The sequence below is a fragment of the Enterobacter sp. 2VL genome, assembly GCF_005503595.1.
GTDB lineage: Bacteria > Pseudomonadota > Gammaproteobacteria > Enterobacterales > Enterobacteriaceae > Enterobacter > Enterobacter cancerogenus.
Map to the genome: position 1 here is coordinate 203336 of NZ_SCNE01000004.1, position 14338 is coordinate 217673.

Below are 14338 nucleotides of genomic sequence, written 5' to 3' on the forward strand. Positions count from 1 at the left end.
ATTAAAGCCGGTTTTATAGCCCAAAAAACTCACGGGCCGTCAATTCATCTCGCGCAATTTGCGCTTTTAGTTCATCCAGCGAGGCAAATCGCTGTTCGTTGCGTATCTTTTTACGCAGTATCACATCTATATGGCGACCGTAGAGGTCCATTACAACGTCCAGGAGGTGTACTTCTAACTGTTGACGCACACCGGCGACAGTAGGACGCGTGCCAATGTTAGCGACGCCATAAAAGGGTTTATCGCCAAGGCCAGTCACTTCCACCGCGTAAACCCCTTTTACCGGGGAGACCTGGCGGCGCAGCGGGATATTCGCCGTCGGGAAGCCGATGGTACGCCCAAGCGCATCGCCATGCACCACGCGGCCTGAAATGGTGAACGGATGCCCCAGCAGGTTTGCTGCTGTCTCCAGTTCGTCATTAGCCAGCGCCTGGCGAACCGCCGTGCTGCTGACGCGAACGCCGCCTTCGCAGAACGTCATGGCGCTGGTGACGTCAAACCCGTACTCCAGACCAGCCTTCTGTAATAGCAAGAAATCACCCTGACGACCAGCGCCAAAGCGGAAATCATCGCCCACGGCGAGAAACTGCACGCCAAGCTGCTTGACCAACAGGTCGCTGACGAAGTTTTGTGCTGTCAGCGCGGCAAAGCGACGGTCGAAACGTACGCACAGTACGTAGTCCACGCCAGACTCGGCCAGATAGCGCAGCTTCTCGCGAAGGCGAGTCAGGCGGGCAGGAGATTTTTCACCTGCAAACAGCTCCAGCGGCTGTGGCTCGAAGATCATCACTACAACGGGCAGGCCACGCGCCTCCCCTTCTTTACGCAATCCCTGCAACAGCGCCTGATGACCACGATGCACGCCGTCGAAATTACCAATGGTCAGCACGCACCCGTGCGGGGCTTTGCTGAGATTATGTATGCCGCGTATCAGCTTCATGTCTGGCTCAAAACAGTGAAAATCGCCAAAGTATACCTTGTACAGCGATTAAGGTTAACCGGCGATTGTTCACGCAAAACAGAAAGCCGTAATGATTTCATCATGCTGACCTTTCACAGCGAAAAAATCTGCCTTAGAGGTGCTTTTTTTTCTGCCGAAAAGCTGTATTCGCACGAGACAAGCTGGTAGAATCCTGCGCCATCACTACGTAACATAGCGTCGCTTATTAACGGCGCTTATTTGCACAAATCCATTGACAAAAGAAGGCAAAGAGGGCATATTCCTCGGCCTTTGAATTGTCCACATAGATCATATTTGGGAGTTGGACTTGGCTAATATCAAATCAGCTAAGAAACGTGCCGTTCAGTCTGAAAAGGCTCGTAAGCACAACGCAAGCCGTCGCTCTATGATGCGTACTTTCATCAAGAAAGTATACGCAGCAATCGAAGCTGGCGACAAAGCTGCAGCGCAGAACGCATTTAACGAAATGCAACCAATCGTGGATCGTCAGGCTGCTAAAGGTCTGATCCACAAAAACAAAGCAGCGCGTCATAAAGCAAACCTGACCGCGCAGATCAACAAACTGGCTTAATCGCTACTTGTTGTTGCTTGTTTAAAGAACCCGCTTAACGCGGGTTTTTTTATGCCTTCAGAGTGCCGGTGGCGTAAACAACGCCGCGTAGTCCCGGTTGCAGATGCGCTGCACCGCCGGATGCTGAATCATTCTTTCGGCGAATATGGCGTGATACTCCTCCATCACGTTATCGACCCTGCCAATCTCCGTAATGCCCTTCGCCGAATAGAGATCGTGCGCGTACAGCGTCGGTGCGACAAAGATAGCGTTATGCGCTTCGCCAAAAGCCTTCATCAGCGCAGCGTCGTCGAACTCTCCGAGGATCTCCACCTTCAGTCCCTGGGAGTTAAACCAGTTTTGCAGTTTACGTCCCAGCATTGAACGTCTGCCTGGCACCAGCAGGCGACGCTCCTCCAGGCACGCCGGGAACGGTGTTTCCGGCGGCGGATTGATGCACCAGAAGCTGACACCGCATTCGCCAATCTTCACCGAGAACAGCCCCTCCTGCTGCGTGGAGTCAATCGGGCAGTCCGAGATAATCATATCCAGCTTGTGCTGGCTCAGCTGCTCAAGCAGCATCTCATGGGTGGACTCGAAGCAACGCAAATGAATTTGCTCATCTTCCACCACGGCGGCATCCAGCACGCCGCTCACCAGCCGTTTCGACAGCGCGTCCGCCACGCCTACGTCAAAGAGCAGGTTCGACTCCTTGCGGTAGTTGACGATATCCAGCATCTCCTGGCTGAGGGTGAACATCTTGTCCGCATAGCGAAATACCAGCTCGCCCAGCTCCGTTGGTTCTATCCCGCGGCCTTTGCGCTTAAAGAGTTTGCCCTGCAGGCGCTCTTCCAGGGCTTTGATTTGCCCGGTGATGGTCTGCGGCGTCAGATAGAGCGCCTCTGCGGCCCCCACCACCGAGCCTTGTTTGTAAACGTGCCAGAAGTAGTAAAGATGGTTGTAATTCAAATGAGACATCGCGTCTTCGCTCCCTGATCGTTTACCGGGAGAAGGTCCCCCTCTCCCGGTCTTCCGTTATGCCCGGGCAACCTGCCCTGACAGTTTCACTTTCAACAATGTATATCCTGTTACTGCGGCCAGTAATGACCCGATAAGAATGCCGAGCTTCGCCCAGACAATCAGCTCAGGCGCATGTGCGCCAAACGCCAGCGTCGAGATGAAAATCGACATCGTAAACCCGATACCGCACAACACGCCCACCGCCATAATTTGTCTGAAGGTCGCGCCGTTCGGCAGCGATGCCAGCTTGAGTTTCAGCGCCAACCAGCAGAACAGGCTAACTCCCAGCGGCTTACCGATAAACAGCCCGGCAATAATGCCCAGCGGCAGAACCGACGTCAGGCCATCAAGGGTCACACCAGCCAGCGAAACACCCGCGTTGGCAAAGGCAAACAGCGGCAGGATCATGAAGGCGACCCACGGCTGAAGCACATGCTCTAACTGTTGTGCAGGAGACTTGCCCTCCTGCGGCTTAAGCGGCACAAAGAAGCCCACAATCACCCCCGCCAGCGTGGCATGGACGCCCGATTTCAGCACGGCGGTCCACAGCACGACGCCCACCAGCATATAAATGCCAATGCGGCGGACGTTGAAGATATTCAGCAACGCCAGCACCGCAATCGCCCCAGCCGCCACGCTCAGCGACAGCACCGACAAGTCGCTGGTATAGAACAGCGCAATAATGATGATTGCGCCCAGATCGTCAATGATGGCCAGCGCCATCAGGAAGATTTTTAACGCCATCGGCACGCGGCTGCCCAGCAGGGCCAGTACCCCGAGCGCAAAGGCGATATCCGTGGCGGCCGGAATGGCCCAGCCGTGGCGAGCAACCGGATCCTGCCAGGTAAATGCCAGGAAGAGCAACGCCGGTACGACCATACCGCCAAGGGCGGCAATCACCGGGAACGCCGCACGCTGTCGGCTGGCAAGCGAACCCAGCACTAGCTCACGCTTCACCTCCAGCCCTACCAGCAGGAAGAATACCGCCATCAGCGCGTCGTTGATCCACAGCAGCATGTTCTTGTTAATTTCCAGCGGCCCGACCTTCAGCTCGACGGGGGTTTCCAGAAATGCATGGTAGAGATCGCGCGTAATGCCCATGTTAGCCAGGGCCATCGCGGCCGCAGCGGCGATGATCAGGATCACGCCGCCGGAGGCTTCGTTGCTAAAGAAACGTTGTAATAATTTCACTTAAATTCTCTCTTTACCCAGAATACGTCGTTAAAACCATAATACCAAGCCATATAGATCGGGAAAATCAGATTAATATTGGCTCTACACTCAGTTTTACCGAGCTATACCCACAAATAGAAAAAGCCCGGAATCGCTTCCGGGCTTTTTAAAGGATAGTGACCAGCGGAGAATTAGCGGGTCAGGTCATCGAAGAATTTTTTGACGCCATCGAAGAAGCTTTTAGAGCGTGGGCTATTGTTTTCACCCGTCGGCCCACCAAAGCTTTCCTGCAACTCTTTCAGCAGCTGTTTCTGCTTATCGTTGAGGCCAACCGGCGTTTCGACCACCACACGACACAGCAGGTCGCCCTGCGCACCGCCGCGAACGGACTTCACGCCTTTACCGCGCATGCGGAACAGCTTGCCGGTCTGGGTTTCGCCTGGCACTTTCAGGTTGACGCGGCCATCAAGCGTTGGCACTTCAATCTCGCCACCAAGCGCGGCCATCGCGAAGTTGATCGGCACTTCGCAGTACAGGTTGTTACCTTCACGCTCAAAGATTGCGTGCTGTTTCACCTGAACCTGAACGTACAGATCGCCTGCCGGCGCGCCGTGCTCGCCTGCTTCACCTTCGCCAGACAGACGGATGCGGTCGCCCGTATCGACGCCAGCCGGAATTTTAACGGACAGGGTTTTGGTTTTCTCAACGCGACCATGACCGTGGCATTTGTTGCACGGATCTTTAATCAGCGTACCGCGACCGTGACAGTGAGGACACGCCTGCTGTACCGCGAAGAAGCCCTGGCGCATCTGCACCTGACCGGAACCGTGACAGGTTGGACAGGTCTGTGGCTGGGTGCCCGCCTTCGCGCCGCTGCCGTGGCAAACGTCACACTCTTCCAGCGTCGGGATACGGATCTCTTTTGTGACACCGCGAACAGCTTCTTCCAGCGTCAGATCCATGTTGTAACGCAGATCTGCGCCGCGCGCCGCGCGCTGGCGACCACGACCACCGCCGAAGATGTCGCCGAAGACATCGCCAAAGATATCGCTGAAATCAGCGCCGCCGCCAAAGCCGCCCGCGCCGCCGAATCCGCCGCCGCCCATGCCGCCCTGTTCGAAGGCCGCGTGACCGTACTGATCGTAGGCTGCACGTTTTTGCGCATCGGTCAGAACTTCGTAGGCTTCTTTGATCTCTTTAAATTTGGATTCAGCCTCTTTATCACCCTGATTACGGTCCGGGTGATATTTCATGGCCAGGCGCTTATACGCCTTTTTGATTTCACGCTCTTCCGCTGTTTTGGGAACGCCTAAAATCTCGTAATAATCAAGCTTCGCCATCTTGTTTTATCTGCCCCTAACATGCGTGCACGGGCGGAGAGGAAACCTCTTCGCCCGTGCCAGTAATTACCCGTTCAAAGGGCGATTATTTTTTGTCTTTTACTTCTTCGAACTCAGCGTCGACCACGTCGTCGTCTTTCGCGTTGTTCGCAGAGGCATCAGCGCCAGCCTGCTGCTGTGCGTGCTGCTGCTGTGCGATTTCCATCAGCTTCTGAGAAGCCTGTGCCAGCTCCTGCATCTTCGCTTCGATGTCCGCTTTGTCTTCGCCTTTCAGCAAGGTTTCCAGCGCGCTCAGTGCAGTCTCGATAGCCGTTTTGTCTTCTGCTGGCAGTTTATCGCCTGCTTCTTCAACCTGCTTACGGGTGCTGTGCAGCAGATGGTCACCCTGGTTACGGGTCTGAACCAGCTCTTCGAACTTACGGTCGGATTCAGCGTTAGCTTCTGCATCACGAACCATTTTTTCGATTTCCGCTTCGTTCAGGCCAGAAGATGCCTTGATGGTGATCTTCTGCTCTTTACCGCTGTTTTTGTCTTTCGCAGACACGTGCAGGATACCGTCAGCATCGATGTCGAAGGTGACTTCGATCTGTGGCATGCCGCGTGGTGCCGGGTTGATACCGTCCAGGTTGAACTGACCCAGAGATTTGTTATCCGCCGCACGCTTACGCTCACCCTGAATCACATGGATGGTTACCGCAGACTGGTTGTCTTCAGCGGTAGAGAACACCTGGCTGTGTTTCGTTGGGATGGTGGTGTTTTTGTTGATGAGCGCCGTCATCACACCGCCCATGGTTTCGATACCCAGAGACAGCGGGGTAACGTCCAGCAGCAGTACGTCTTTCACTTCACCGGTCAGTACGCCACCCTGAACCGCTGCACCGATAGCAACAGCTTCGTCCGGGTTAACGTCTTTACGTGGCTCTTTACCAAAGAACTCTGCCACTTTCTTCTGAACCATTGGCATACGCGTCTGACCACCGACCAGGATAACGTCCTGGATGTCAGAGACGGACAGACCCGCGTCCTGCAGCGCAACTTTCAGCGGCTCGATAGAACGGTTCACCAGGTCTTCGACCAGGCTTTCCAGTTTCGCACGAGTCACTTTGATGTTCATGTGTTTTGGACCGGTCGCGTCTGCAGTGATGTACGGCAGGTTCACGTCGGTCTGCTGAGCGGAAGACAGCTCGATCTTCGCTTTCTCAGCGGCTTCTTTCAGGCGCTGCATAGCCAGCGGGTCGTTACGCAGGTCAATGCCCTGATCTTTCTTAAACTCGTCAACGAGGTAGTTGATCATACGGCTGTCGAAGTCTTCACCACCCAGGTGGGTATCACCGTTGGTTGCCAGAACTTCGAAGGTTTTTTCGCCGTCAACGTCGTCGATTTCGATAATAGAGATATCGAAGGTACCACCACCGAGGTCGTAAACCGCGATAGTACGGTTGCCCACTTCTTTATCCAGACCGTAAGCCAGTGCAGCTGCGGTTGGTTCGTTGATGATACGTTTTACTTCCAGACCTGCGATACGGCCAGCATCTTTCGTCGCCTGACGCTGAGCATCGTTGAAGTATGCAGGTACGGTGATAACCGCTTCAGTTACCGGTTCGCCCAGGTAATCTTCCGCCGTTTTCTTCATTTTTTTCAGCACTTCAGCAGAGATCTGCGGTGGTGCCGTTTTGGTGCCTTTCACATCAAGCCATGCATCGCCGTTATCCGCCGCGATGATTTTGTACGGCATGATAGCAACGTCACGCTGAACTTCTTCGTCCTGGAAGCGGCGGCCGATCAGGCGTTTAATCGCAAACAGGGTGTTTTGCGGGTTTGTCACTGCCTGACGTTTAGCCGGCTGACCAACCAGAGTTTCACCATCCTGGGTATAGGCAATGATAGAAGGCGTGGTGCGATCGCCCTCGGCATTCTCCAGCACACGTGCGGTAGTGCCGTCCATAATCGCTACACAAGAGTTGGTAGTACCCAGGTCGATACCAATAATTTTACCCATCTAAACGTCTCCACTAAAAATTCAGTCAACATGTGGTTGTGTACCTGTAATAAGGGCAGAACGTGCTTTTTCAACTGCCCAGATTTGATTTTTTCAGGTCCACACACTGCGGTTGCTTACAAGATGGGGTCGCAACGGCATCCATCAAGGGGGAAGGATAAAAAATATTTTAATTTCACCCTGATCAGATCATAGACGGCATGGTGCGTCCCCATTATGATGCCGCGCCCCGTCAGGGAGAATTGACGCGGGATTCACCATTTCACCATATTAATGATGATTTTTTTTGAGGACTTATGGGCAACACTAAGTTGGCTAATCCGGCTCCGCTGGGCCTGATGGGTTTTGGCATGACCACCATCCTGCTGAACCTGCACAATATCGGGATGTTCCCGATGGACGGCATTATCCTGGCGATGGGCATCTTTTACGGCGGTATCGCACAAATCTTCGCGGGCCTGCTGGAATACAAAAAAGGCAACACCTTTGGCTTAACGGCCTTTACCTCTTACGGCTCCTTCTGGCTGACGCTGGTCGCCATTCTGCTGATGCCTAAAATGGGTCTGACAGACGCGGCAAACGCGCACTTCCTGGGCGTTTACCTGGGCCTGTGGGGCGTCTTCACGCTGTTCATGTTCTTCGGTACGCTGAAGGCTAACCGCGCGCTGCAGTTCGTCTTCCTGAGCCTGACCGTGCTGTTCGCCCTGCTGGCGATTGGCCACCTGGCGGATAACGAAGGCATCGTTCACATCGCGGGCTGGGTTGGCCTGGTGTGTGGCGCAAGCGCTATCTACCTGGCAATGGGCGAAGTGCTGAACGAGCAGTTTGGCCGCACTGTGCTGCCGATTGGTGAAAAACACTGATAGCTCTTCCGTCGTGCCTGCCCTGCAGGCACGACTCCCCTGCCCGCTTCGCTTAATTTTGCGCCAAAACTCCAACAGTTCGTCAATGAAACACCCGTTATTTCAATATTGAATTGATAAGCATTATCACTTTAAATATCGTCGCCGGAGCCTCCGGGATATTGGATATCATGCAGCGCTCTCCACAGGAACGGTGGGAGGCATCACGATGTTGTTGTGTTGCATAAGGTTATCCAATGAACTCCAGCCTTGTCGCCAGCGTAAAGCCTGACGAATCGACCATTGCCTCTCACTATCGCCGGGTTGTGCTGCGCCGATACGCCCTTGCGGGCGCGCTTCTGCTTTTAATTGTCTGCTCCCTGCTTCTCGACTTTACGCTCGGGCCGTCCGGCATGTCGGTTTCGACCCTCTGGCACACCCTCGTCAACGCCTCCGCCGCCGACGCAGGTACGCGCGTCATTGTCTGGGATATTCGTCTGCCGTTCGCGCTGATGGCTGTGGCCGTGGGGATGGCGCTGGGGCTTGCCGGTGCAGAGATGCAGACCATCCTGAACAATCCGCTTGCCAGCCCCTTTACGCTCGGCGTGTCGTCTGCCGCCTCGTTCGGCGCCGCGCTGGCGATTGTGCTTGGCCTGGGCATTCCCGGCATCGACGACAAATGGTTTATTCCCGCCAACGCCTTTGTTTTTGCGCTGCTGGCCTGCTTTATTCTCGACGGCATCAGCCGCTGGACCCGTGTCGCCACCTCGGGCGTGGTGCTGTTCGGAATCGCGCTGGTGTTTACCTTCAACGCCCTGATCTCCATTCTGCAGTTCGTTGCCAGCGAAGATACGCTGCAGGGGCTGGTCTTCTGGACGATGGGCAGCCTGGCGAGAGCCTCCTGGGATAAGCTGGCGATCCTGGCCGTCGCGCTGGTGATTATCGTCCCGCTGTCGCTGAAAAACGCGTGGAAACTCACGGCGCTGCGCCTGGGGGAAGATCGTGCCGTGAGCTTCGGTATCAACGTGAAGAAACTGCGCATGACCACGCTGTTTCGCATCAGCATTATCTCGGCATTGACCGTCGCCTTTGTGGGGCCGGTCGGCTTTATCGGCCTGGTCGCGCCGCACATTTCGCGGATGTTGTTTGGGGAGGACCACCGCTTTTACCTGCCCGGCAGTATGCTGATTGGCGCGCTGGTACTGTCGCTGGCCTCGGTCTTCTCGAAGAACATGGTGCCCGGCGTCATTATTCCCGTCGGCATTGTCACCTCGCTCGTTGGCGTTCCCTTCTTCCTGAGCATCATTATTCGTAACCGGGGGAACGTATGACCGACGGCCTGCTCGTTCGCGATCTGCACACCGACTATCGCAAGAAAAAAATTATTACCGGGCTGAATACGCCCTGCCTGCCACGCGGGAAAATTACCGCTCTGCTCGGCCCCAATGGCTCGGGTAAGTCGACCCTGCTGCGCGCCCTCGCTGACCTCAATCCCGCCCAGGGGGCGTTACACCTCAACGGGGAAGACCTGATGACGATGCCCTCCGCCCAACGTGCGCAGAAGGTGGTTTATCTGCCGCAGTCCTTGCCGCAGGGAGTGCACCTTCACGCCCTGGAATCGGTCATCGTGGCCCGCCGGGCCAGCGGCAGCGAGCAGAGTGAAAATGTTGAGCAAGAGGCCTACGCCATCCTTGATAAGCTCGGCGTCGCGCACCTGGCGATGAGCTTTCTTGACCAGCTTTCCGGCGGGCAGAAACAGCTGATTGGCCTGGCGCAGTCTCTTATCCGCCAGCCGGACCTGCTGCTGCTGGACGAACCTCTCAGCGCCCTCGATCTGAACTACCAGTTTCACGTCATGGATATCGTGGCGCGCGAAACGCGGCTACGCAATATCGTCACCGTGGTGGTGATCCACGACATCAACATTGCGCTGCGCCATGCCGATTACGCCATGATGCTTAAAGGCGGCGAGTTGATTGCCAGCGGGCCGCCGGGAGAGGTAGTGAACGCTGCAAATCTGGCAACGGTCTACGGCGTGCAGGGTCGGGTTGAATACTGTTCGCGCGGGCTGCCGCACGTGGTGGTTGACGGGTTAACGCCTTACTAAAACAGACGGGGAAAACATGACGCTCAGAAAACTTCTCGCCGCCGCAGGCGGTCTGGCACTGCTCCTTTCACCTTTCATCGCCCAGGCGCAGAGCTGGCCGGTCACGGTAAAAGATCTGGATAACCGCACGGTCACGATTGAACACAAGCCGCAGCACATCATTTTGCAGGACGGGCGCGACATCTTCACGCTGGCGCTACTGGAGCGCGACAACCCGTTTGCCAGCGTGGTGGCGTGGAATAACCTGCCGAAGAAGCAGGACACTGAAACCTGGAACGTGCTGAAGCGAAAATGGCCGGAAGCAGAGAAGATCCTCGACATGAAGTTTTCCGACCAGGGGAACGTGGATCTGGAAACCGTGATCTCTCGCCAGCCGGACCTGATGATCGCCCAGCTTCGCGCCAAACCTTCGCTGGTGCAAACCGGCGTACTGGAGAAACTCGACGCGCTGCATATACCGGTCATTTTCGTTGACTACGAACTACATCCGGTTGAAAACACCCTGCCGAGCATTGCCCTGCTGGGTAACGTCCTGGGCCAGACGGCGCGCGCGCAGGCCTACATCGATTTCTATCAACAGCGTCTGGACACCCTCCACCAGCGCCTGGCGGGCATCACTAAAAAACCCCTGGTGTTTATCGAGCCGATTGCCGGTGTCGGTGGCCTGGATAACGGCTGCTGCTTTACCCATGCGCGCAACGGCTGGGGCGGGCTGGTCGAGGCAGCGGGCGGGATCAACATTGGCTCACAGCTGCTGCCGGGCGCAACCGGGAATATCTCCGTCGAAAAAATTATCTCGATGAACCCGGATTACTACCTGATGACCGGATCTAAACGCCCGGGTAAAGGCACGGCGGTGATCCCGTTCGGCTATAACGTCCCGGCTGGCGACGTGACCGCGGCGTTCACTGCGCTGTTATCGCGTCAGGGCGTGTCGAGCATTCCGGCCGTCGCGGAAGGCCACACCGGCGCGCTCTATCACCACTTCTACAACAACCCGTACAACATCATCGCCATTGAGGCGCTGAGCAAAATCTTCTATCCAACGCAATTTAAGGATGTCGACCCGCTGGCGGATTACCACACCATTATCACCCGCTTCACCCACATTCCGGATGACAACATTATCCTGAGCTATACCCCTTCGCACTAATCCATCAGCCGGGTGGCGGCTTCGCCAACACCCGGCCTGCCCTGCTATCCGGCCAGAACTGGTGCATTCACCGGTTTCTGACGCAGCCAGATGCCCAGCACCAGCCCCATCAGCGACACGCCAGTACATACCAGGCGGGAGCCATCGGCGACACGCCCATCAGCACGGTGACGGCAATCGGCGTCAGCCCGCCAAAGATGGCGTACGAAACGTTGTAGGAGAACGAGATGCCGGTGAAGCGAACTTCCGGCGGGAAGGCGCGCACCATCACATAAGGCACGGCCCCCACGACGCCCACGCACAGCCCCACAACGCCGTACAGCACGAATAGTTGTTCAGGATGGCTTCCCGCAAGATGATAGAACGCCCAGCTGGATGCCGCGAGCAGCAGGCTCCCCACGATAAAGGTCAGGCTGGGGCCGAAACGATCGGCCGCGAGCCCGGCTGCCAGGCAGCCGAAGCACAGCATAATCGTCGCAATACTGTTGGCCTGAAGCGTCACCGCCGGAGCAAAACCGTACTGCTTTTGCAGCCAGACCGGCGACATTAAAATCACCACCACAATGCCCGCCGACAGCAGCCAGGTGAGCAGCATCGACACCACCACGGCCTGGCGGTGGCGTACCACCACCGCTTTGACCGGCAGCTCCTGCGCCAGCGCCTTACGCTGCTGCATCTCGAGGAAAATGGGCGTCTCCTGCAGCCAGCGGCGCAGGTACATCGCCACCAGCCCGAACGCACCGCCTAACAGGAAGGGGAGTCGCCATCCCCACTCATGGACGGCCTGCTGCGTCATGCTGGTGTTGACGATGGTCGCCACCACCGAACCAAGAAGAATGCCGATCGTCAGCCCTGCCGTTAAGGTGCCGCAGGCGATACCAATGCGGCGCGCCGGCACATGCTCGGCGACAAACACCCAGGCGCCAGGCACCTCGCCACCGATTGCAGCGCCCTGCAAAATACGCATCAGCAACAGCAGTAGCGGAGCAACAATGCCCATCGTGGCGTAGGTAGGCAGAAGGCCGATCGCCAGAGTGGGCACGGCCATCAGCAAGATACTGAGGGTAAACATCTTTTTACGCCCGACCAGATCGCCGAAGTGCGCCATCACAATGCCGCCCAACGGTCGCGCCAGATAGCCCGCGGCGAAAATCCCGAAGGTCTGCACCTGACGCAGCCATTCCGGGATATCCGCCGGGAAGAACAGTTCTCCCACCACGGCGGCGAAGAAGACAAAAATGATGAAGTCGTAAAACTCCAGCGCGCCACCCAGTGCCGCGAGGGTCAGCGTTTTATAGTCCTGTCGATTGAGAGATCGGGCGTTATGTGACATAGCGAACCATTTGTCGTGTGATGTGGATTAATTTTTACAGTAATCGTAAAGAAAAGATGACTATACCGTAAAACGGTTACCACGCTATCGCGACTTCAGCTAATGTCACATATTGATTAATTTCAGGAGATTGTTTCGCGACGCGCGCTTTTCGGGCGAAATGCTGCTACGACATTGTCGTGCGTTTCCACGTAAGGGCCGTCCAGCAACTGTATACAATACGGTACACTTGCGAAAATACCGTGGACAATGACCTTGCCATCCTCGCCTTTCAGCCCTTCCAGCGTCTCTTTAATCGATTTCGGCTGGCCCGGCAGATTAAGTATTAACGCCTGTTTGCGGATCACGCCAACCTGACGCGACAAAATGGCGGTCGGGACAAAGTGCAGGCTGATCTGGCGCATCTGCTCGCCAAAGCCCGGCATTTCACGATCGGCCACGGCAAGGGTTGCATCCGGGGTCACGTCGCGACGCGCCGGCCCGGTTCCGCCGGTGGTCAGAACAAGGTGGCAGCTCATCTCATCCACCAGCTCACACAGCGTCTGCTCAATAATCAGCTGCTCGTCCGGGATCAGGCGGGTCTGGATCTCAAACGGGGTGGTCAAGGCGCTGCTCAGCCACTCTTCAAGTGCGGGGATGCCTTTATCCTGATAAACACCGCTGGAGGCGCGGTCTGAAATCGACACTAAGCCGATGCGTAAGGTATTCATGTTCATTCCATTCAAAAAAGTACTGACTATGGGGAATGATACACGCAGAGGGGGAATTCAGACAGAGTACGAAAGAAGTAGCGTGACCGGGAGCCCGGCCACGCGAAATGATTACAGCAGGTCGCCGATCATTTTTTCCAGTTTTTCCTGGTCGATGGCAAACTTACGGATACCGTCCGCCAGTTTGTCTACCGCCATAGGATCCTGGTTGTGCTGCCACAGGAACTCGGATTCGGTGATACGCTCAGGACGCGCTTTCACTTCACCGGTGTAAGACAGTTTGCGCTCGATTGCGCCTTCGCTCTCTGCCAGCTCTTTCAGCAGCGCAGGGGCGATAGTCAGGCGGTCGCAGCCAGCCAGCTCAATGATTTCACCGACGTTACGGAAGCTTGCGCCCATCACAACGGTCTCATAGCCGTGCTGTTTGTAATATTCGTAGATTTCCGTCACTGACACTACGCCCGGATCTTCAGACGCCGCGTACTCTTTTTTGTCAGTGTTAGCTTTGTACCAGTCCAGAATACGGCCAACGAACGGAGAAATCAGGTAAACACCCGCTTCTGCACATGCACGCGCCTGCGCGAAGGAGAACAGCAGGGTCAGGTTACAGTTGATACCCTCTTTTTCCAGCTGCTCTGCCGCGCGGATGCCCTGCCAGGTAGAGGCCAGTTTGATCAGGATACGGTCGTTGCTGATGCCCGCGTCGTTGTACAGCTTGATCAGGCGCTTGGCTTTGGCGATAGACGCGTCGGTGTCGTAGGACAGGCGTGCATCCACTTCGGTAGAGATACGGCCCGGCACCAGTTTCAGAATTTCCAGACCGATGTTCACTGCCAGTTTGTCAGTTGCATCCACAACCTGCTGCGCGCGGTCGTTGCTCTGGCCTTTTGCCCAGGTCACAGCGTCGTCAATCAGTTTGCGATACTCAGGGATCTGCGCGGCGTTAAGGATCAGAGAAGGGTTGGTTGTGGCATCCTGCGGCTGGTACAGCTTCATTGCCGCGATATCTCCGGTGTCAGCTACGACAGTGGTGAACTGACGAAGGGAGGTCAATTTATCCGTCATGATAGTGTTTCTCTTTTAACGTGCCCTGGATAATTCACGCTACCGACAGCGAGCCAGCAACGGAAAAATGACAGGTTTACTTGTT

At 56.0% G+C, this 14338-nt stretch carries 12 protein-coding genes and 2 pseudogenes; 5 read left to right on the plus strand and 9 right to left on the minus strand.

Annotated features, from left to right (window positions below; genetic code table 11):
• Positions 1–13: 13 nt before the first annotated feature.
• Positions 14–940 (minus strand): bifunctional riboflavin kinase/FAD synthetase, encoded by a 927-nt coding sequence (gene ribF, locus FFS28_RS11705; RefSeq protein ID WP_088208840.1) that lies wholly within the window; start codon positions 938–940, stop codon positions 14–16.
• A 7-nt stretch (positions 941–947) separates the two neighbouring features.
• Positions 948–1155 (minus strand): annotated as a pseudogene (locus tag FFS28_RS21825) (DUF2575 domain-containing protein).
• Positions 1156–1268: 113 nt separating this feature from the next.
• On the opposite strand from FFS28_RS21825, the gene rpsT reads away from it, so the two are divergent.
• A complete protein-coding gene (gene rpsT / locus FFS28_RS11720) occupies positions 1269–1532 on the plus strand; it encodes a 30S ribosomal protein S20 (protein ID WP_003856458.1) in 264 nt (87 codons plus the stop codon).
• A gap of 57 nt (positions 1533–1589) precedes the next feature.
• On the opposite strand, the gene nhaR is transcribed toward rpsT, so the two are convergent.
• The 4 genes from nhaR to dnaK form a co-directional block, all read right to left on the minus strand.
• Positions 1590–2489, minus strand: coding sequence for a transcriptional activator NhaR (gene nhaR, locus FFS28_RS11725; protein ID WP_006173964.1), 900 nt, complete (start codon positions 2487–2489; stop codon positions 1590–1592).
• A 57-nt stretch (positions 2490–2546) separates the two neighbouring features.
• Positions 2547–3722, minus strand: coding sequence for a Na+/H+ antiporter NhaA (gene nhaA, locus FFS28_RS11730; protein WP_137849618.1), 1176 nt, complete (start codon positions 3720–3722; stop codon positions 2547–2549).
• A gap of 173 nt (positions 3723–3895) precedes the next feature.
• Positions 3896–5044 carry a molecular chaperone DnaJ gene (gene dnaJ, locus FFS28_RS11735; protein ID WP_006173972.1) on the minus strand — a complete coding sequence of 383 codons (1149 nt, stop codon included), beginning with the start codon at positions 5042–5044 and terminating at the stop codon, positions 3896–3898.
• A gap of 85 nt (positions 5045–5129) precedes the next feature.
• On the minus strand, positions 5130–7043 hold the full coding sequence (gene dnaK, locus FFS28_RS11740) for a molecular chaperone DnaK (protein WP_137849619.1): 1914 nt from the start codon (positions 7041–7043) through the stop codon (positions 5130–5132).
• 296 nt (positions 7044–7339) lie between these two features.
• Here dnaK and satP point away from each other — a divergent pair, with 296 nt between their 5' ends.
• From satP to FFS28_RS11760, 4 genes are all read left to right on the plus strand, one after another.
• The gene (satP, locus tag FFS28_RS11745; protein ID WP_006173976.1) at positions 7340–7906 is read left to right on the plus strand and encodes an acetate uptake transporter; all 567 of its coding nucleotides are present in this window, start codon (positions 7340–7342) and stop codon (positions 7904–7906) included.
• Positions 7907–8142: 236 nt separating this feature from the next.
• Complete coding sequence (locus tag FFS28_RS11750; protein WP_137849620.1) at positions 8143–9216, plus strand: FecCD family ABC transporter permease; 1074 nt, start codon at positions 8143–8145, stop codon at positions 9214–9216.
• Positions 9213–9992 carry an ABC transporter ATP-binding protein gene (locus tag FFS28_RS11755; RefSeq protein WP_137849621.1) on the plus strand — a complete coding sequence of 260 codons (780 nt, stop codon included), beginning with the start codon at positions 9213–9215 and terminating at the stop codon, positions 9990–9992. Before FFS28_RS11750 ends, FFS28_RS11755 begins: the two co-directional genes overlap by 4 nt.
• 16 nt (positions 9993–10008) lie before the next feature.
• Positions 10009–11145, plus strand: a complete 1137-nt coding sequence (locus FFS28_RS11760) for an ABC transporter substrate-binding protein (RefSeq protein WP_137849622.1) — start codon at positions 10009–10011, stop codon at positions 11143–11145.
• A gap of 44 nt (positions 11146–11189) precedes the next feature.
• Here FFS28_RS11760 and FFS28_RS11765 read toward each other — a convergent pair.
• From FFS28_RS11765 to tal, 3 genes and pseudogenes are all read right to left on the minus strand, one after another.
• Positions 11190–12478: pseudogene (locus FFS28_RS11765) on the minus strand (MFS transporter).
• Positions 12479–12600: 122 nt separating this feature from the next.
• Positions 12601–13188, minus strand: a complete 588-nt coding sequence (mog, locus tag FFS28_RS11770; RefSeq protein WP_137849623.1) for a molybdopterin adenylyltransferase — start codon at positions 13186–13188, stop codon at positions 12601–12603.
• A 111-nt stretch (positions 13189–13299) separates the two neighbouring features.
• A complete protein-coding gene (gene tal / locus FFS28_RS11775; protein WP_006173984.1) occupies positions 13300–14253 on the minus strand; it encodes a transaldolase in 954 nt (317 codons plus the stop codon).
• Between the last annotated feature and the right edge of the window lie 85 nt (positions 14254–14338).

Excerpts from the sequence above, each read along its gene's own strand:
- FFS28_RS11755 (WP_137849621.1), top strand. The coding sequence starts at position 9,213 with ATGACCGACGGCCTGCTCGTTCGCGATCTGCACACCGACTATCGCAAG.
- satP (WP_006173976.1), top strand. The coding sequence starts at position 7,340 with ATGGGCAACACTAAGTTGGCTAATCCGGCTCCGCTGGGCCTGATGGGT.
- dnaK (WP_137849619.1), bottom strand. The coding sequence starts at position 7,043 with ATGGGTAAAATTATTGGTATCGACCTGGGTACTACCAACTCTTGTGTA.
- FFS28_RS11760 (WP_137849622.1), top strand. The coding sequence starts at position 10,009 with ATGACGCTCAGAAAACTTCTCGCCGCCGCAGGCGGTCTGGCACTGCTC.
- dnaJ (WP_006173972.1), bottom strand. The coding sequence starts at position 5,044 with ATGGCGAAGCTTGATTATTACGAGATTTTAGGCGTTCCCAAAACAGCG.
- FFS28_RS11750 (WP_137849620.1), top strand. The coding sequence starts at position 8,143 with ATGAACTCCAGCCTTGTCGCCAGCGTAAAGCCTGACGAATCGACCATT.
- ribF (WP_088208840.1), bottom strand. The coding sequence starts at position 940 with ATGAAGCTGATACGCGGCATACATAATCTCAGCAAAGCCCCGCACGGG.
- nhaR (WP_006173964.1), bottom strand. The coding sequence starts at position 2,489 with ATGTCTCATTTGAATTACAACCATCTTTACTACTTCTGGCACGTTTAC.
- mog (WP_137849623.1), bottom strand. The coding sequence starts at position 13,188 with ATGAATACCTTACGCATCGGCTTAGTGTCGATTTCAGACCGCGCCTCC.
- tal (WP_006173984.1), bottom strand. The coding sequence starts at position 14,253 with ATGACGGATAAATTGACCTCCCTTCGTCAGTTCACCACTGTCGTAGCT.